At 62.6% G+C, this 18,442-nt stretch carries 21 protein-coding genes; 11 read left to right on the top strand and 10 right to left on the bottom strand.

Annotated features, from left to right (window positions below; translation table 11 throughout):
• The 11 genes from AC02Y0_RS01205 to pufC all read left to right on the top strand — a co-directional run bounded on the left by AC02Y0_RS01205 (window position 1) and on the right by pufC (window position 10,002).
• Window positions 1–966 (top strand): methyltransferase, encoded by a 966-nt coding sequence (locus tag AC02Y0_RS01205; RefSeq protein WP_476381751.1) that lies wholly within the window; start codon window positions 1–3, stop codon window positions 964–966.
• A 113-nt stretch (window positions 967–1,079) separates the two neighbouring features.
• Entirely contained in the window at window positions 1,080–2,018 is a 939-nt protein-coding gene (gene bchC, locus AC02Y0_RS01200) for a chlorophyll synthesis pathway protein BchC (RefSeq protein WP_476381750.1), read from the top strand.
• Window positions 2,015–3,022, top strand: coding sequence for a chlorophyllide a reductase iron protein subunit X (locus AC02Y0_RS01195; protein WP_102018678.1), 1,008 nt, complete (start codon window positions 2,015–2,017; stop codon window positions 3,020–3,022). The genes bchC and AC02Y0_RS01195 overlap by 4 nt, the downstream gene beginning before the upstream one ends.
• 15 nt (window positions 3,023–3,037) lie before the next feature.
• A complete protein-coding gene (bchY, locus tag AC02Y0_RS01190; RefSeq protein ID WP_476381748.1) occupies window positions 3,038–4,618 on the top strand; it encodes a chlorophyllide a reductase subunit Y in 1,581 nt (526 codons plus the stop codon).
• Window positions 4,612–6,063 carry a chlorophyllide a reductase subunit Z gene (bchZ, locus tag AC02Y0_RS01185; RefSeq protein WP_102018680.1) on the top strand — a complete coding sequence of 484 codons (1,452 nt, stop codon included), beginning with the start codon at window positions 4,612–4,614 and terminating at the stop codon, window positions 6,061–6,063. The genes bchY and bchZ overlap by 7 nt, the downstream gene beginning before the upstream one ends.
• A gap of 44 nt (window positions 6,064–6,107) precedes the next feature.
• Window positions 6,108–6,341 (top strand): hypothetical protein, encoded by a 234-nt coding sequence (locus AC02Y0_RS01180; RefSeq protein WP_102018681.1) that lies wholly within the window; start codon window positions 6,108–6,110, stop codon window positions 6,339–6,341.
• Between the two features lie 115 nt (window positions 6,342–6,456).
• Complete coding sequence (pufB, locus tag AC02Y0_RS01175; RefSeq protein WP_006724822.1) at window positions 6,457–6,678, top strand: light-harvesting antenna LH1, beta subunit; 222 nt, start codon at window positions 6,457–6,459, stop codon at window positions 6,676–6,678.
• A 12-nt stretch (window positions 6,679–6,690) separates the two neighbouring features.
• Window positions 6,691–6,888 (top strand): light-harvesting antenna LH1, alpha subunit, encoded by a 198-nt coding sequence (gene pufA, locus AC02Y0_RS01170; RefSeq protein WP_102018682.1) that lies wholly within the window; start codon window positions 6,691–6,693, stop codon window positions 6,886–6,888.
• 99 nt (window positions 6,889–6,987) lie between these two features.
• Window positions 6,988–7,833, top strand: a complete 846-nt coding sequence (gene pufL, locus AC02Y0_RS01165; protein WP_102018683.1) for a photosynthetic reaction center subunit L — start codon at window positions 6,988–6,990, stop codon at window positions 7,831–7,833.
• 13 nt (window positions 7,834–7,846) lie between these two features.
• On the top strand, window positions 7,847–8,815 hold the full coding sequence (pufM, locus tag AC02Y0_RS01160; RefSeq protein ID WP_102018684.1) for a photosynthetic reaction center subunit M: 969 nt from the start codon (window positions 7,847–7,849) through the stop codon (window positions 8,813–8,815).
• 11 nt (window positions 8,816–8,826) lie between these two features.
• Window positions 8,827–10,002, top strand: a complete 1,176-nt coding sequence (gene pufC, locus AC02Y0_RS01155; protein WP_476381745.1) for a photosynthetic reaction center cytochrome PufC — start codon at window positions 8,827–8,829, stop codon at window positions 10,000–10,002.
• A 175-nt stretch (window positions 10,003–10,177) separates the two neighbouring features.
• Here the strand turns inward: pufC and idi are convergent, their stop codons facing one another.
• The 10 genes from idi to bchM are packed head-to-tail and all read right to left on the bottom strand — an operon-like array spanning window position 10,178 to window position 18,442.
• Window positions 10,178–10,711: an isopentenyl-diphosphate delta-isomerase gene (idi, locus tag AC02Y0_RS01150; protein ID WP_476381743.1), complete on the bottom strand. Its 534-nt coding sequence runs from the start codon at window positions 10,709–10,711 to the stop codon at window positions 10,178–10,180.
• A 52-nt stretch (window positions 10,712–10,763) separates the two neighbouring features.
• The gene (gene hemA / locus AC02Y0_RS01145; protein ID WP_476381741.1) at window positions 10,764–11,981 is read right to left on the bottom strand and encodes a 5-aminolevulinate synthase; all 1,218 of its coding nucleotides are present in this window, start codon (window positions 11,979–11,981) and stop codon (window positions 10,764–10,766) included.
• Window positions 11,981–12,880 carry a putative photosynthetic complex assembly protein PuhE gene (gene puhE / locus AC02Y0_RS01140; RefSeq protein ID WP_102018688.1) on the bottom strand — a complete coding sequence of 300 codons (900 nt, stop codon included), beginning with the start codon at window positions 12,878–12,880 and terminating at the stop codon, window positions 11,981–11,983. Before puhE ends, hemA begins: the two co-directional genes overlap by 1 nt.
• Window positions 12,881–12,890: 10 nt before the next feature.
• The gene (gene acsF, locus AC02Y0_RS01135) at window positions 12,891–13,940 is read right to left on the bottom strand and encodes a magnesium-protoporphyrin IX monomethyl ester (oxidative) cyclase (RefSeq protein WP_476383930.1); all 1,050 of its coding nucleotides are present in this window, start codon (window positions 13,938–13,940) and stop codon (window positions 12,891–12,893) included.
• Window positions 13,941–13,996: 56 nt separating this feature from the next.
• The gene (locus AC02Y0_RS01130; RefSeq protein ID WP_102018689.1) at window positions 13,997–14,302 is read right to left on the bottom strand and encodes a hypothetical protein; all 306 of its coding nucleotides are present in this window, start codon (window positions 14,300–14,302) and stop codon (window positions 13,997–13,999) included.
• Complete coding sequence (puhC, locus tag AC02Y0_RS01125) at window positions 14,299–14,793, bottom strand: photosynthetic complex assembly protein PuhC (RefSeq protein ID WP_102018690.1); 495 nt, start codon at window positions 14,791–14,793, stop codon at window positions 14,299–14,301. Before puhC ends, AC02Y0_RS01130 begins: the two co-directional genes overlap by 4 nt.
• 9 nt (window positions 14,794–14,802) lie before the next feature.
• On the bottom strand, window positions 14,803–15,477 hold the full coding sequence (gene puhB / locus AC02Y0_RS01120; RefSeq protein ID WP_476381738.1) for a photosynthetic complex putative assembly protein PuhB: 675 nt from the start codon (window positions 15,475–15,477) through the stop codon (window positions 14,803–14,805).
• The gene (gene puhA / locus AC02Y0_RS01115) at window positions 15,474–16,253 is read right to left on the bottom strand and encodes a photosynthetic reaction center subunit H (protein ID WP_476381736.1); all 780 of its coding nucleotides are present in this window, start codon (window positions 16,251–16,253) and stop codon (window positions 15,474–15,476) included. Before puhA ends, puhB begins: the two co-directional genes overlap by 4 nt.
• Window positions 16,254–16,289: 36 nt before the next feature.
• Window positions 16,290–17,729, bottom strand: coding sequence for a BCD family MFS transporter (locus AC02Y0_RS01110; protein ID WP_102018693.1), 1,440 nt, complete (start codon window positions 17,727–17,729; stop codon window positions 16,290–16,292).
• Complete coding sequence (bchM, locus tag AC02Y0_RS01105) at window positions 17,726–18,442, bottom strand: magnesium protoporphyrin IX methyltransferase (RefSeq protein WP_476381734.1); 717 nt, start codon at window positions 18,440–18,442, stop codon at window positions 17,726–17,728. The genes AC02Y0_RS01110 and bchM overlap by 4 nt, the downstream gene beginning before the upstream one ends.

The following is an 18,442-nucleotide window of genomic DNA, read 5'->3' as shown; positions in this document are numbered from 1 at the left end:
GTGCACACACAAATCCTGTCCGCCTGTGTGCAGCTCGGTCTCTTCGAGGTTCTCGACGGCAAGGCCCTTTCCACCGCTCAGATCGCAACACGCTGCAACATGGCGCCAGATGCCATGCGGCGGCTGCTCGACCAGGCAAAACGGCTCGATCTTGTGGCGAGCGCTGGGCCCGATCTGTGGATGCTCTCCGACGCCGGCACCGTCCTTGCCACCGATCGTGGACTGCGCGAGATGATCAAGCATCACGACATGCTCTATCGGGATCTCACCGATGCCGCCGCCTTCTGGCGCGGCGATCTGCGCGACACCGAACTCCGCCGCTACTGGGCCTATGTCCGGGGCAGCAATCCCGCCGAGATGGACAACGAACTCGTCGCACCCTACTCGGCGCTGATGCGCGAAAGCCAGGCGATGCTGGCAGACTGCATCCTGGCGGCGCACGACTTCGGCCAATACCTATCGGTGCTCGACGTCGGTGGCGGCGAAGGAGCCTTTCTCGGTGCGCTCGGGGAACGTCATCCACAGGTGAAGCTGGCGCTCTTCGATTTGCCCGCAGTCACCGACCTCGCCCTGCGCCATCTGCGCGAACGCGGCATGCTAGACCGCTACACGCTGTCTCCCGGCGATTTCACTTCGGATCCGCTACCGAGCGACCATGAGTGTGTGACGCTCGTCCGTATCCTCTGCGACCACGACGACGATCGGGTCATCAAGATCCTGACCAATCTCCACCGGCACCTTTTGCCCGGGACGCGCCTCGTCGTGGCTGAAGCCATGGCAGGGGACAGCGAAGGGGCGAATCTCGCCGCCATTTATTTCGGGACCTACTTCGCCGCCATGGGCTCCGGACGCTGCCGGTCGTCCGCGGAAATCAGCGCCCTCCTGGGCCGCTGCGGGTTCCGGAACGCAAAGGCCGTCACCACAGGAAATCCCCTGCTGGCAACGCTTGTCATCGCACAACGGTGAATGATCGGTGATCTCACCCTCGCTTTGTGTAAATTTAGATTGACACTCAGAAGCGTAATCTTAATATGACATTTGGGAGCAGAAGGCATCCCGTGTCCGGGGAGGACGCGACAATGCACAGCGCAGCCATCGTCTTCGAAAAACCAGGAACGCTCGCCGTCAGGCGATTGGCGCTGAATGCGCCCGAGGCGTCGGACGTGGTTGTGGAATCGCGCTTCAGCGGCGTCTCCAGCGGGACAGAGAAAATGCTGTACGAGGGCACGATGCCGGCATTCCCCGGCATGCGTTATCCGCTGGTCCCGGGCTATGAGACGGTGGGCACCATCATCGAAGCCGGAGAAACCTCGGGGCGCGCTGTCGGCGACCAGGTCTTCGTACCGGGCGCAAATTGCTACGCAGACGCCGCAGGGCTTTTCGGCGCAAGCGCCGCACGGCTCGTGGTGCCGGGTGCCCGCACGGTCCGAACCCATTTTGAACAGGCTGAAGAAGCCGCACTCCTGGCACTCGCTGCAACGGCGCACCATGCGGTCTGTCGCTCGACACGCCCCGCATCACTTGTCATCGGCCACGGCGTCCTCGGACGTCTCATCGCCCGCATCATTGTCGCCACCGGACTGCCCGCACCGATCGTGTGGGAGACACGGGCAGCCCGCCGCACGGGCGCCAACGGTTATGTTGTCGCCGCGCCTGAGAGCGACAGCGATCAGCGCCACGACGTGATCATCGATGCAAGCGGCGACGCTGCGGTCATCGACAAGGCAATCGCGCAGCTCAATCGCCGCGGCGAACTTGTCCTGGCAGGCTTTTACGGGAGCCGCGTCGACTTTGCCTTCCCGGCCGCTTTCATGAAGGAAGCATCGATCGCCATCGCCGCCGAATTCAACTCGACCGACGTCGAGGCGGTTCTCGCTCTGGTCGATGCTGGCAGCCTCTCGCTGGGCGGTCTCATCACCCATCATTCTGCCCCGTCCGATGCGGCTTCGGCCTACCGGACTGCATTCAACGACCCCGACTGCCTGAAAATGATTATCGACTGGAGGAAAGCCGCATGAGCCTCGACCTCGCACAGGACGGACTGGAGCGCCTGCAGGAAAACCTCCGCGAAGAAGCCGCGATCGAACCCGATGCCCCGGCCACCGGCAAAGTCACCAAGGACACGCAGATCATCGCGATCTACGGCAAGGGCGGCATCGGCAAGAGCTTCACGCTCGCCAATCTCTCCTACATGCTGGCCCAGCTCGGCAAGAAAGTCCTGCTGATCGGCTGCGACCCCAAGAGCGATACGACCTCGCTGCTCTTCGGCGGCCGCGCCTGCCCGACCATCATCCAGACGGCCTCGCGCCGCAAGGAAGCTGGCCAGGAGGTCTCGATCTCCGACGTCTGCTTCAAGCGTGACGGCGTCTTCGCCATGGAACTCGGCGGACCGGAAGTAGGCCGAGGCTGCGGTGGACGCGGCATCATCCACGGCTTCGAGACACTGGAAAAGCTCGGTTTCCATGAATGGGACTTCGACTTCATCCTGCTCGACTTCCTCGGCGACGTGGTCTGCGGCGGCTTTGGCCTGCCGATCGCCCGCGACATGTGCCAGAAGGTCGTCGTCGTCGGCTCGAACGATCTGCAATCGCTCTATGTCGCCAACAATGTCTGTTCGGCCGTGAAATACTTCCGCAATCTCGGCGGCAATGTCGGCGTCGCCGGCCTCGTCATCAACAAGGACGATGGCACGGGTGAAGCCCAGGCCTTTGCGGACGCGGTTGGCATCCCGGTGCTCGCCTCGATCCCGCAGGACGATGACATCCGCCGCAAGAGCGCAAATTACCAGATCATCGGCACGCATGAGAGCCATTGGGGACCGCTTTTCGAAGCGCTGTCCATCAATCTGGCCGAAGCGCCGCCGATCCTCCCCAAACCGCTCGATCAGGATGGCCTGCTCGGTCTCTTCGACGCCAGCGAAACGGGCGCCGATTACAAGCTCCAACCAGCCCTGCCGGAAGACATGTGCGCCACGGGCGCGCTGAAACGGCCGTCGCTGGAAGTCGTCTACGACAACGTGTGAGATCGGGTGAGCATTATGGATGACCTTCGCAAGGAATTCGAGCCGGACGACGCCAACGGGATCACTCCCGTCGGCAACGATGCCGCCGTCCTTGCAGACGGCGTGGCGGAGGCATCCGGCATCGGCTGCCATGGTGGCGTCGAACTCTCCAAAGCGGCTGCCCGTGCGGCCGGCCAGGGCGAGCTTATGGATCGCTTCGAAGCCGACTACCCGAAGGGTCCACACGATCAGCCGCAATCCATGTGCCCGGCTTTCGGCTCGCTGCGCGTCGGCCTTCGCATGCGCCGCGTCGGCACGATCCTCTCAGGCTCCGCCTGCTGCGTCTACGGCCTGACCTTCACCTCGCATTTCTATGGCGCCAAGCGCTCCGTCGGCTATGTGCCATTCAGCTCCGAGACCCTGGTCACCGGCAAGCTCTATGAGGACATCGTCGAGGCCGTGCACCAGATGGCGGATCCGGCCAAGTTCGATGCCGTCGTCGTCACCAATCTCTGCGTCCCCTCGGCCTCCGGCGTTCCGCTCCGCATGCTGCCGCGCGAAATCGATGGTGTGCGCATCGTCGGGATCGACGTCCCCGGCTTTGGCGTTCCGACCCATGCGGAAGCGAAAGACGTGCTGTCAGGCGCGATGCTCGCCTATGCCCGCCAGGAAATCGGCGAAGGCCCGGTTCAGCGCCCGCGCGGCGGGCTGAAGGACAGACCCACCGTCACCCTGCTCGGTGAAATGTTCCCGGTCGATCCGGTTGTGATCGGCGGCATGCTGGAGCCGATGGGCCTCGCCGCCGGCCCGACCGTTCCCGTCCGCGAATGGCGCGAGCTCTATTCCGCTCTCGACTGCGCCGCTGTGGCCGCAATCCATCCCTTCTACACGGCGAGCATCCGCGAATTCCAGGCGGCCGGCCGCCCGATCGTCGGCTCGGCACCGGTGGGCGTCGACGGCACCGATGCCTGGCTGAAGGCGATCGGCGATAGCTGCAACGTCCCAGAGGCGAAGACCAATATCAGCCGCAACGCGATGCGCGCCGCAATAAAGGCGGCACTTGCCGAGCACAGGATCAATGGCCGCATCACGCTCTCCGGCTACGAAGGTTCCGAACTCCTGGTTGCCCGACTGCTCGTCGAGCTTGGCGCGGATCTTCGCTATGTCGGGACCGCCTGTCCGAAGACCCCCTACAACAGCGAGGATGCCGAGTGGCTATCCGCGCATGGTGTGGAACTGCGCTTCCGCGCCTCGTTGGAGCAAGACCTCGCCGCCTTCGCCGAATTCAAGCCGGACCTCGCCATCGGCACGACCCCCGTCGTGCAGAAGGCGAAGGAGGCAGCCACCCCTGCCCTCTACTTCACCAACCTAATTTCCGCCCGTCCCCTGATGGGTCCGGCCGGTGTCGCCTCTCTGCCAGCTGTCATCAATGCCGCGATCGGCAACAAGGACCGCTTCCTCGCCATGAACGCCTTCTTCGAGGGCGTCGGCAAAGGTGATGGTGCCGGCATCTGGGAAAACGTGCCCGAAGACCGCAGCGCCTATCGCAAGAAGTTCGCCGCCAAGGTCAAGCAGTCCCGCAACGCCGTCGACAATGGGGAGAGTGTCGGATGCTGATCCTCGACCACGACAGAGCCGGCGGCTATTGGGGCAGCGTTTACGCCTTCACCGCGATCAAGGGCCTACAGGTCATCATCGACGGCCCTGTTGGCTGCGAGAACCTGCCCGTCACCTCCGTCCTTCACTATACGGACGCCCTGCCCCCACATGAACTGCCGATCGTCGTCTCCGGCCTCTCGGAAGACGAGCTTGGTCAGCACGGCACCGAAGGCGCAATGAAGCGGGCCCGCCTGGCGCTCGATCCGGACCTGCCGGCTGTCGTTGTCACCGGCTCGATCGCCGAGATGATCGGCGGCGGCGTGACGCCCGAAGGCTCCAACATCGTCCGCTTCCTGCCGCGCACCATCGACGAGGACCAGTGGCAGAGCGCCGACCGCGCGCTGAAATGGCTCTGGACCGAATTCGGCCCGAAGGGCGGCAAGGTGCCGGCACCGCGCCGTCGTCCTGATGGTGCCAAGCCCCGCGTCAACATTATCGGCCCGATCTACGGCACCTACAACATGCCTTCGGACCTGGCGGAAATCCGCCGGCTGGTCGAGGGAATGGGCGCCGAGATCAACATGGTCTTTCCGCTGGGCAGCCATCTCGAAGACGTGCGCAAGCTCGCTGATGCCGATGCCAATATCTGCCTCTACCGCGAGTTCGGCCGTCTGCTCTGCGAGACGCTCGACCGTCCCTATCTGCAAGCCCCTATTGGCATTCATTCGACGACGGCCTTCCTGCGCGAACTCGGAGACATGCTCGGGCTCGACCCCGAACCCTTCATTTTGAAGGAAAAGCACACGACGCTGAAGCCGCTTTGGGATCTCTGGCGCTCCGTCACCCAGGACTTCTTTGCGACTGCAAGCTTCGCGATCGTCGCAAACGAAACTTATGTGCGCGGCATCCGGAATTTCCTCGAGGAGGAAATGGGCCTGCCCTGCAACTTCGCGATCCCCCGCAAGGCCGGATCGAAGACCGACAATATCGAGGTCGCGGAGCTCACGGCCAAGAAGCCGCCGATGATCATGTTCGGCTCGTTCAACGAGCGGATGTACATGGCCGAGCGCGGTGCCCGCGGCAAGTTCGTGCAGCTCTCCTATCCCGGCGCCATCGTTCGTCGCCATCCCGGTACGCCTGTCATGGGCTATTCGGGGGCGGCCTGGCTGATCCAGGAGGTCTGCAACGCGCTCTTCGACATGCTGTTCGACATCCTGCCGCGCGCCGGAGAACTCGACGCGATCGAAGCGACAACAGCTCGTCCGCGCAGCGAGATGGCCTGGCAGTCCGATGCCCAGGCCTCGCTCGAAACATTCATCGGCAACGAGCCCGTGCTCGTGCGCATCTCGGCCGCCAAGCGGCTCAGGGAAGCGGCGGAGCGTGAGGCGCGCCGGGCCGAAGACCACGAAGTTACCCGCCATCATGTCGAGACGGCCGCCCGCCTTGAGGGAGCCTATGCATGAGCGAGGGAACGACACCCATCAATGGGACAACTGGAGGTGAAGCCATGATCACTGCAACCCGATCCGATCAGGACCTGCGTCGACATCGCGACCGCCAGTCCGAGCGCCAGAACATGCGGCGTCTCTACCTGCTCCTTTATCCGCTGTGCCTTTGCGCCGCCTTGACGTCGAGGCTTGCCGGGCATGCCGAGGACGCGGCCGAGCGCCCCGACCAATCGATCTTCGCCGAGGCTCGCTCTTCGGCTTACGCAGCTGCCGGTTACGCCTTCCACGCGTAACCCGATCCGTTTGCCGGTGTTCTCGACACCGGCAGAAACCCGGCAGGATCCTCAAGACCCTGCCGAAACCCCGCCGCGGGGGCGCCGCGGTGTTCGAGACTAGGAGGTGAATTTGATGGCTGAAACATCAAATGTTTCGCTTTCGGGTCTGACCGAAAGCGAAGCGCGCGAGGTCCATGGATTTTTCATCCAAGGCTTCATGATATTCACGGCGATTGCCATCGTCGCGCATATCTTGGTCTGGATGTGGCGTCCCTGGATCCCCGGTCCGGAAGGTTACAGCTCTCTCGAGGGCATTAACCAGACGGCTCTCACGCTTCTGCCGATGTTGACCTGAGGAGGACGCGATATGTGGAGAGTCTGGCTTATGTTCGACCCGCGCAAAGCGCTGGTTGCACTGTCTGTATTCCTGTTCACGCTTGCGATCCTGATCCACTTTATCCTGCTGAGCACGGAACGCTTCAACTGGCTGGAGGGCAAGCCCCTCACGACCAGTTCCCTGGAGCATTCCCTCTCTGAAGGCGTGGATCTCCGGCTCATCGGCTGAAGGACCAAGACGGCAGCGGGCGTGACCTAGGTCTCGCCCGCCGCCAAATCGCATGACCCGACAACGCCGCCTGGCTGATCACCTCTGGAGGAAACGAACATGGCGCTGCTGAGTTTTGAACGCAAATATCGCGTACGAGGCGGTACGCTGCTCGGAGGCGATCTCTTCGATTTCTGGGTAGGACCGTTCTATGTCGGCTTCTTCGGCGTGACCACGGCCTTTTTTGCCACGCTCGGGACGGCACTTTTGATCTATGGCGCGGCGCTTGGCCCGACATGGAACATCTGGCAGATCTCGATTGCACCACCCGACCTGTCCTACGGCCTGGCGCTTGCGCCGCTGAAGGAAGGCGGCCTCTGGCAGATCGTCACCGTCTGCGCGCTCGGTGCCTTCATATCCTGGGCACTGCGCGAAGTGGAAATCTGCCGCAAGCTCGGCATGGGTTACCACGTGCCCTTTGCATTCTCTTTCGCGATCTTCGCCTATGCGACGCTTGTCGTCTTCCGTCCGCTGCTGCTCGGCGCCTGGGGTCATGGCTTTCCCTACGGCATCTTCAGCCATCTGGATTGGGTGTCGAACGTCGGCTACCAGTACCTGCATTTCCACTACAATCCGGCGCATATGATCGCGGTGACCTTCTTCTTCACCACGACGCTCGCGCTCTCCCTGCATGGCGGCCTGATCCTGTCGGCTGCCAATCCAGGTGCATCGATCACCGAGGCCGGCAAGCAGGCCGAGGTAAAGACGCCGGAATACGAAGACACATTCTTCCGCGACATCATTGGCTACTCGATCGGCACGCTGGGCATCCACCGCCTCGGCCTGATCCTGGCGCTCAACGCGGGCTTCTGGAGCGCGGTCTGCATCGTCATCAGCGGACCGTTCTGGAATCAGGGCTGGCCGCAATGGTGGAACTGGTGGCTGACGCTGCCGATCTGGAACTGAGGGGGACCGGACCATGTTCTTATTAGCGCAGTATCAAAACATCATTACGCCGATCCAGGTCAGCGGTCCGCTGGAAGAGGGCATGCCCCTTCCCGCCGGCGACAGCCCGCGAGCCGGCAAGCCAATGCTGGTGCAGCTGTTCGGCATGATCGGCAACGCCCAGATCGGACCGATTTATCTCGGCTATCTCGGCACGCTCTCGCTGGTCTTCGGTTTCATCGCCTTCGAGATCATCGGCCTAAACATGCTGGCCTCGGTCGGCTGGGATCCCATCCAGTTCGTTCGCCAGCTCTTCTGGCTGGGGCTTGAACCGCCACCGGCAAAGTACGGCCTCAAGGTCCTGCCGCCACTGGCGGAAGGTGGCTGGTGGCTGATCGCAGGCTTCTTCCTGACGACATCGATCCTTCTGTGGTGGGTGCGCGTCTATCGCCGGGCACGCCAGCTGGAAATGGGCACGCATGTCGCCTGGGCATTCGCCGCTGCGATCTGGCTCTTCCTCGTGCTCGGCTTCATCCGTCCGCTCCTGATGGGCAACTTCTCGGAAGCCGTGCCCTTCGGCATCTTCCCGCATCTCGACTGGACGGCCGCTTTCTCGATCCGTTACGGCAATCTCTACTACAATCCCTTCCACTGCCTCTCGATCGTCTTCCTCTACGGCTCGGTCCTGCTGTTTGCCATGCATGGCGCAACGATCCTCGCCGTCGGCAAATACGGCGGTGAACGCGAGCTGGAACAGATCACCGATCGCGGTACGGCCTCCGAACGCGCAGCCCTCTTCTGGAGATGGACCATGGGCTTCAACGCCACCATGGAATCCGTCCACCGCTGGGCCTGGTGGTTTGCCATTCTGACCCCGATCACCGGCGGCATCGGCATCCTGCTGACAGGTACGGTCGTCGACAACTGGTACCTCTGGGGCATCAACCACGGGATCGTGTCCCCGCTGCCGGGCTATCCCGGCGTCGTTGACCCGGCGCTTTGAGGAGAACGACGATGAAACTCTGGATCCCCTTCGCCGTCTCCGCCGGTTCACTGCTGACGATCGCAAGCTTCGTCGGCGCCGGCTGGGACGCACCACCTGTCGAAAGCGAACAGATCGGCTTTCGCGGCACCGGCATGTATGTCCACCGCGACGTCGAAAACCAGGAAGCGCTGAAGCTGGCAAACGTCGTGCCCCCAGCCCCCTGGGAAGCCGACCCCGCAGGTGACAAGGCACGCGATCTCTATGAAAACGTGCAGATCCTCGGCGATCTCTCCGACGATCAGTTCAACCAGTTCATGGCCTCGATCACCGAATGGATCGCGCCGGAAGCCGGCTGTAACTACTGCCACAACCCGGAAAACCTCGCCTCCGACGAAGTCTACCAAAAGGTCGTAGCGCGCCGGATGATCCAGATGACGCAGGCCATCAATGTCGACTGGCAGAGCCATGTCGGCCAGGTCGGCGCCACCTGCTACACCTGCCACCGCGGCCAGGCGATCCCGGTCAACTATTGGTACGAGGATCTGGAGCCCAAGCCGGCGGGCGGCATGACCCAGAACCGCGCGGGCCAGAACGTCGTCGCCAAGTTCGGCGGCAACTCCTCGCTGCCGCAGAATGTCCTTAAGGACTACCTGCTGGATGCCAAGCCGATCCGAGTGCACTCCAACACCGCCCTGCCGACCGGCACAAATCCGGCTGGCACCAAGGAGACGGAAGCCACCTGGTCGCTGATGATGCACATGTCCGAGTCTCTCGGCGTGAATTGCACGACCTGCCACAACTCTCGTGCCTTCAACGCCTGGGACGAAAGCCCGCCGCAGCGTGTGACCGCCTGGCACGGGATCCGCATGGTGCGCGACGTCAATGCCAACTACATGGTCGGCCTGACGCCGGTCTTCCCGGACACCCGCAAGGGCCCCGAGGGTGATGTCTTCAAGGTCGGCTGCGGCACCTGCCATGCCGGCGTGCAGAAGCCGCTCTATGGCACCTCGATGCTGCAGGACTATGTCGACTCCCTCGCCAAGAAGGGGCCGATCACGGTGCCGGACTTCACCACCTATCAGCCCGGCGTGACGCAACGGATGGCACCGGCCGAACAGAGCAGCGCTCTGCCGCTCGCAGCACCAAAGTCCGAGACGGCGGCCGTCCTGCTGCCGCCATCGTCCCCGCCGACTGCCAGCGATTGACGGCCTCCCAAGGCGGGCCGCAAGAGGAAGGGGAGCTCTCGGGCTCCCTTTCTTTTTGCGCTTCTTTCCCTGTTGCAGTTGCTTGTCTTCACTGCAAACGCAGTCCGCATCGGTAACCTCCAGGCTACCGATGCGGACTTGTTTCAGATGAGGAGAATGAGGGGGTAGGTCTGTATCAGGCCGCTTCAGCGAAGCTGAGTCCTGGGAAGCGTTGCAGATAGATGCGGAACCAGGGCGTGAAATCCTGAGGACGCTCACGCACCTCCCGAAGCAACTCGCCAGGAACGATCCAGCGCACTTCATCCACCTCGTCGGCGACGGGCTCGACCTGAAGCGTCTGGCTGTCGACCTGTGCGCTGAACAGGGTGACCCGTTCGTGCTCCTTCAAACCCTCGCCGACATCAGCCGAGTATTCGACGGTCTGATGACGGGTCAGCGGCAGGGTAAAGCCGAGCTCCTCGGTGAGCCGACGCTCGGCGCAGTGTTCGACGGTCTCGTCCCAGTGGGGATGTGTACAGCACGTATTGGCCCAGAGGCCGGCGCAGTGATACTTGCTTGCGGCACGCTTCTGGATCAGCAGCAGGTCGCCGTCAAAGACGAAAACCGAGACGGCAAGATGCAACTGCCCGTCGAGATGCGCCTGCATCTTCTCGATCGGAAAAAGCGATCCGTCACCGGCAATCGCCGGGATGTAAATGCTTTCGGTCATCCTGTCCGGTTCCACAGAGATCCTGGGCCTGCCGATACGGGTTTTACCCCGTTTAGGCAACCGCCCGCGCCAGCGCGCATTTCGACCATAGCGAACAGAGCGCCTCGGCCAGATGGTCGATGTCGGCATCGCTGTGCAGCGGGGTTGGCGTGATCCTCAGCCGTTCCTTGCCGACGGCGACCGTCGGATAGTTGATCGGCTGCACGTAGATGCCGAAATCGTCGAGCAATACGTCCGAGATCCATTTGCACTTCGCAGCATTGCCGACCATGACCGGCACGATGTGGCTGGGATTGTGCATATGCGGAATTCCGCGGACGTCGAGCGCCCGCCGCACCTTGGCAACGGTCGCCTGATGCATGTGGCGCTCGAAGCTGCTTTCCTTCAGATGACGGATCGACGCAGTTGCACCCGCGGCAAGCGCCGGCGGGATCGCGGTCGTGAAGATGAAGCCAGAGGCAAACGAGCGAACAAAGTCGACGAGCACGGCCGGACCGGTGATGTAACCGCCCATGACACCGAAAGCCTTGCCGAGTGTGCCCTCGATGACCGTCAGACGGTCCATCAAGCCTTCGCGCTCGGCGACACCGCCACCGCGCGGGCCGTACATGCCAACTGCATGCACCTCGTCGAGATAGGTGATTGCACCGAACTGGTCGGCGACATCGCAGATCTCCTTGATCGGCGAGATGTCGCCATCCATCGAATAAACGCTCTCAAACGCGACCAGCTTCGGCGCTGCCGGATCGTCGGCCGCCATCAGCTCGCGCAGATGCTTGTAGTCATTGTGGCGGAACTGCCGCTTGATGCAGCGGGAATGACGAATGCCTTCGATCATCGAAGCGTGATTGAGCGAGTCCGAATAGCAGATGATCCCGGGGATCTTAGAGAGAAGCGTTCCAAGCGCTGCCCAGTTGGACACGTAACCCGATGTGAAGATCAGCGCGCCTTCCTTGCCATGCAGGTCAGCCAGCTCCTGCTCGAGCAGGACGTGATAGTGATTGGTGCCGGAGATGTTGCGCGTGCCGCCGGCACCGGCGCCGCACTTGCGAACGACCTCGATCATCCGTTCCGTCACGAGCGGGTTCTGGCCCATGCCGAGATAATCGTTCGAGCACCAGACGGTGACCTCACGGGCCGTTCCGTCACCATTGTGAAACGCGGCTTTCGGAAAGGCCGAGCACTGACGCTCCAGATCCGCGAATACGCGGTAGTTGCCGGCGGTGTGCAGGCCGGCGAGCGCCTCTTCCATGTGCTGGAAAACAGTCATCAGTCTTTCCTCTTCCCGATCGTGTCTTGTCCAATTGCTGTCCAGGAGGGGTGCGGCACAGACACAGGCCCAGCCTCCTTGAGTGCGGAAACGCCGTCCGCCGAAGGGCGAATGACGAGGTTTGCCCGTTCCTGCCTTGCCATCGCCCAGCGCCACAGCGCAGTGTCGGAAACGGGAAGCACGAGAACAAGGTGTTCGATGATGGCAAGTGCCATGAACGTCGCCAGCAGCGTGTGGCCGACGACGGAATGCGCCTGGGTCGCGCGGTTTGCCCCCACGACGAGGACGGCGAACAGGCCCGCAGCGATCGCCAGAAAGACCGGAAACAGCGGCGTCATCCGGTCTGTCTTGAAATAGCTCTTCAGGTGCCGGATGCCTTTCGGCATCAACTCGCTGACGGCATGCGGCGCGCCTAGGAAAATGACGAGCTTGGCCGAGATCCGCATGCCCCAGAGCAGTCCGAAGGCGGCAAGCCCGAAGAGATTGACCGATCCTTGGAGCGACAGCCAAAGTGCGACTGCGGTGACGAGAATGGCGATCTCATGATCACTCACTGCCTCCCAGGCAGCCCGGAAACGGCGAAAGCCGGTGAGATCCGGAGGGCACTCACCCGTGCGCCGACCTGTCAGGATCCCTGTCAGGAAGGCAGCTTCGTGCCAGGCCCAGACGAGCAGTGCGCCAAAGAAACCGGCATAGGATCCAAGCACCGTCGGCTCGCGGGCACCGTATAGCATCAAGACAAAGCCGAAGGCTCCGACGATGGTCATCAGGCCCATCAGAACAAGGCCCCTGCCCCGCGGGCCGTCGGATCGGTTGACCATGGCCAGCACCAGCCCGGTCGAAAGCCACCATACGGAGATGGCGACCAGAACGACAGCGAGCGGGTGCGTGAAGGTCATGGCAATCTCCTCACCAGACCGGCTGAAGGCGGGATGTGGCAGGGATGGCGTTCGACTTCGTCGGGATGACATACATGCGGACGAAATTGACGGCCGCGGCCGCGGACCAGAAACCCTTGGCGATCCGGCCGGAAATCCCGCCCTTGGCGTCAGCTGCCATGACACGGCGATTGATCCGCTCCATCCGGCGGAAGCCTTCATGCAGGGCCGGATTGTCGAGATCGAGCACGAGCGGGAAGCACTGGCGCGAGATCTCGCTCGTCAGCCGGAAGACCTTCATGTCGTAGTCATCGATGTCGACGCCGAGCCCCTTGTGGAAGGCCGGCCGCATGTGATCGCGCACATACATGGTCGCAAAGACGGCGAGTAGGAAGAACTTGATCCAATACTTGTTCATCCCCTCCATCAGCCTCTTGTCGGAGCGGATGATCAGCGAGAAGGCCTCGCCATGAGAGAACTCGTCATTGCACCATTCGCGGAACCACTTGAAGATCGGGTGGAAGCGCTTGTCCGGATGCTTTTCGAGATGCCGGAAGATGGTAATGTAGCGGGCATAGCCGATCTTCTCGGACAGATAGGTCGCGTAGTAGATGAACTTCGGCTTGAAGAAGGTGTATTTCTTGGCCTTCGCCAGGAAGCCCATGTTCACGCCGATGCCGAATTCCTTCAGCGCATCATTGATGAAACCGGCATGGCGGGACTCGTCGCGGCTCATATAGCCGAAGAGCTCGCAGATCTCCTGGTTCTTGCCGCGCCGCTTCATCTCTTTGTAGAGCACGCAGCCCGAGAATTCTGACGTGAGCGACGAGACGAGGAAGTCGATGAATTCCTCGCGCAGATCGTCCGGCAGGCCGTCGATGTCGATATCGTCCCACTGCTCGTTGCGCTTGAAGTGGCCACGGTTCGGATCGCTCTTCATCTGGGCGATCAAGACGTCCCATTCGGCACGCACCGGCTCGACATTGATCTTGTCCATCTCTTCGAAATCGGTGGTGTAGAAGCGGGGTGTCAGCATCGTGGAGACGAGCGCGCTGCGGGTCGTATCGCTGACCCCGGCCATGCGTTCTTCGACGGTCGGCTCATGATCGGAAAGATCGCTTGGCGAAACATGGTTGTTCATGACAGTGCCCTCTCCGTGAAGCTGAATTCGCACAATTCCATCATATCCAGATCGCCGGTGGCGCGGATCCAGGCCCGCTCCAGCGCGCCGGCCCGGGTGATGGTTGCCTTGCGGCGGAAATTCTGGCTGGAGCCATAGGGGATCTGGACCGGGGCGCCGTGCACAAGCACTTCATCACCCGGATGGACGACCACCCCGTTGTCGAACCTCAAATGCGCACCGAGCGCCTCGAAGGTGTTGTTGATTTCGACGGTACAATCGACCGTCTCCTTCCGTCGCATCAAGGCAAAGACCGGGTTCATTGGCTTTCTCCTCCCTGTGAGCCCAGAAGGGCTTCGAATGCGGCCACGTTGTCGCGGCCAAAGGCATCGAGATAAATCCGCTCGCCGGTGCCCGTGTCGGACAGGCTGACGGAACCGGCTTCCCACTTGATCAGCCGGTAAGGTGTGTCGAACGGCACCTTGGCCACCTGGCGCATGCGCTCGAACGCCCGGAGCGAGCCGCGAACGAAGCCGCCCGCCTGGGGGCCGTAGCTGGCGATCTCCTGGCCGGTCGCAGCATCGGTGACGACGACGAAGTCAGACGAGCTGCGTGTGATCATCAGATCGCGAATGCCGACCGGCGCACCCTGCTGCTGCGTGACAAGGCCGAGCCCCGTCGTCTTGCCGAAGAGAATTGCGCCCGCCGTAAAGGCGAGAAGACCGACAAGACCGAAAAACAAGCCACGGGGTACCCGATTTGGCGTCTTGCCCTTGCGGTCTGCCCAGTAGCCGAGATGCGAAGCCGATCCCATGACGCGCTCCTATTCGGCGGCGACAACGGAAGGCGGCATGGCGCTTCCGGCTGTCTCTTGCACGATGATCCGCGGCTGCTCGGCCCGCGCACCGCGATACTGGCCGATCGCAACCGACAGCACATTGGCCACCTTCGTCGCGTCGGGCAGGTAGATCAGGCTCGGCTCAGGCTTGGCGAAGCGGAAGCCGCGCACATGCGGCCACTGGATGAGCCAGGAAAGGCGCTGTTCCGGCACAAGCGCGATCGCGATCAAGCCGGCCTTCTCACCGATCCGGGCGAGCGACACGCTGTCGATCTGGCGGAAGGGGAGATTGAGGGTCATGGAGATCGCAACACCGAAGCGCATCACGATGCGCTCCGTGGTGATCGTGTAGAGGGTCGTCTTCTCCACCGCCCAGGAAAACAGCTCGATCATGCCGATCAGCAGACCGGCAAGTGCCGTGAGAACAGCGACCGAGAAGAGAATGCCGCCCGCCGGGTGGCCGTCCGAAAGACCGGCCGCGACCGCCCAGCTGGCAAGGATCAGGAAATAGCCAACGATCCAGCGGACTTTCAGCAGATGGCGAGCGACCAGGGCAGACGATGGCCGCCCTTGCCACAGGATGACCTCGCCGGCCGGAGGCACGCCAGGAAGACCCGGCAGCGGCTCGATTTCATGCTCACGGGTGACGAACTGTTTCACAGCAGTGGCTCCTGACGGAAGCGATCCGCATAGAGGAGGCCAGCGCCGAAATAGGCGGCGATCTTGTCTTCCTCGAGCAGGGTCACGAGTTCGGGGCGAGCGGTGGCGGGCACATCAGCAAACTGACCAGCGGTCACCGCATGCACATAGAGGTAGCGGACGTTCCCGCGGCCCGTGCCGAAGACGACGAAGTTGTTGGGCAGAAGCACGGTACGCCCGCCCTCACCAAGCTCCACTTCGTAGTAGCGGATCAGATGTTCGGCCCGGTCAACCCAGATGTCCTTGACGGTTCCGGCCACCTGACGGTCGCAGCCGAGGACAGAAAGGCCACGGGGATCGGTTGCACCTTGGGCGAGACCGAAACCCTCAGCCACACGCATCGGCACGATACGGGCGTCGCCATGGGCCGTCACGTCAGGCTTGTCGGAACGTTCGGCCCAGGAGCCGGGGCCAATGCCTGCGAGCAGCGGATTGCCGACCGGCTCGATGGGATAGCCAGGTGCCGGTGCGATGCGGCGGCTGGAGAACGTGCGCTCGTCGCGCTTGAAATCCGGAACCTGCTTGATGCCCTGGCCATGCGGCAGGAGGAATGTCTTCTTCGGCGGCACGAAGAGCCAGGGGCTCTTGTTGTAGCGGCCCGTGACATCCTCTTCGAGCGGATAGCCCTCGCGACGGTCTTCCTGACGCAGATACCAGATCAGCCCCGCAAAGAAGAGCCAGAACGCATAAAGCACCACTTGTGCAACATCGATATTCCCAACCAACGACCCGGTCATATCAGACCCTCCCGTGTAAAGCGCATCCGCCGGCGGTCAGCCGGGCAGCTCCGCCAGTCCAAAACGCATGTCTTGCAGATAGTCCCTCTGATAGCGCCGGCCGGTGAGCGGACCCAGGACCGCCAGGCACAGGAAGAGGAGAATGATTTCAAAGGTGTAGACCACCAGATACCCGGCAGCCGGGGTCATCATGGCCTCGCCCAGCGAGCCGTTCAGTGCCAGCGCATTGATCGTGTTCTTGATCACGCCACCGGCCAGCATGCTGGCGCCGATCGCAGTCGCCTGCACGGCACCCCAGGCGCCGACGACAAGGCCACTGTCCGAGCGCTCTGCAATGCCCATGGCAGCAAGCATCGTGCCGACGGCGAACAAACCGCCGCCCAGACCGATACCGAAGGCACCGAGATGGAAGAGCGCGTTGAAACCGAGCGGCGAGGCGAAGATGACAGCCAGGAAGGCACCAAGACCGATGAGCAAGCCCCGCGCCGCAACCCGGTACATTTGCGCGCCATGCTGCAGGCTGTGGGCTGCCCAGGCAAAGCCGATCATGGTTCCGAAGGCCCAGAGACCCGTCAGGCGGGTTGTTTCGCCGACGGACAGGCCGAGGATTTCACCGCCATAGGGCTCAAGCAGAATATCCTGCATCGAAAAGGCCGCTGATCCGATTGCGACCGCCAGCAGAAGCCGCATGACACCCGGCGCACTGCGATAGTCTTCAAGCGCGTCGAAGAAACTCGACAGATCCCGGTCAACCGCCGTGCGGCGCACATCGCGCGCTTCCTGCTTCCAGATGGCGATGACATTGATGATGATGGTGAGCAGCGCCGTACCCTGGATAACCTGGATCAGCACCTTCGGCGAGAAATCGACCAGGAACACGCTGTAGAAGCTGGAGGCCCCGATCATGCCGGCGAGCAGCATGAAGTAGAGGAGCGCCACGACCCGCGGGCGCTTTTCCTCAGGCACGAGGTCACTTGCGAGCGCCAAGCCTGCCGTCTGCGACATGTGCATGCCGAAGCCGGTCAAGATGAAGGCAAGGCTTGCACCTGCAGCGCCGGCCCAATCGGGGCCAAGCGTCTGCGATTGCAGTAGGAGAAGAGCAAAAGGCATGATCGCCAGGCCGCCGAATTGCAGCAGGCTGCCGAGCCAGACATAGGGCACACGCCGCCAGCCGAGCACCGATTTATAGGTGTCCGATCGGAAGCCGAAGAGCAGCCGCAGCGGAGCGGCCAGAACCGGAATGGCGACGACCGCCGAGACGAGCGCGACGGAAACGCCGAGCTCGACGATCAGCACGCGGTTCAATGTCCCGGTCAGGAGAACGAGCACGCAACCGGCGGAAACCTGGAACAACGAAAGACGCAGCAGCCTCGACAGGGGCATCTCGGCCGACGCAGCATCCGCAAACGGCATGAAGCGCGTTCCGAGCTTCTGCCAGAACGAGATCATTTTGCGGTTGGCGGCAGCGATCGTCATGACCGGATCACCTCCATGGCCTGCGAGGTGTAGAAGCCGACGGCGACCTTGTGGCTGCGACCAGCCTGCCAATGGGCAAACTCCGGATGGTTGATCATCTGTGCGACAAGCCGCGCCGGATCGACCGGGTAGATCGCAGGCGCCCGGTTGCCGCGCGGAAAAACCTTGCCTGCAGCCAGCATGGCCCGCAGCAGGCGCGAGCCCGGAGCGAGCGTGAAGATCATCTGACGCGAGGTGCGCTCGGCAAGCGTGTGGAGCACGCGAACGGCGTCCGCAGGGCGATAGTGGATCAGTACATCCATCGCGACCACCGCGTCGAAGCGCCCGTGGCGGGGATCGAGCATGTCGCCGCTGTGGAAGGTGACCGAACCCTTGAAGCGGCCATGGGACGCTTCAAGGTCATGTGCCCGCTGGCGGGCATGGGCGATCATCTGCGCCGAGAGATCGATGCCAACGACTTCGGCACCACGAGCGATAAGTTCGAAGGAAAGAACGCCGGAACCGCAGCCTGCATCGAGGATGCGCCAGCCGGTGAGATCCTGCGGCAGCCACGAAGCCAGCGTTCCGCGCATCTCTTCGCGGCCTTTGCGCACGGTGGCGCGGATGCCGCTCACCGGTTGATCGCCGGTCAGCCGCTTCCAGGCATCGAGCGCGGTGCGGTCGAAGTAGTGCTCGATCTCGCCGGTGCGTCTGATATAATCGGCCTGGCTCAT

The sequence above is a fragment of the Allorhizobium sp. nf9_anc genome (assembly GCF_056323085.1).
The sequence above is the reverse complement of the archived record's forward strand: the minus strand, read 5'-3'. Positions and strand labels throughout refer to the sequence as shown.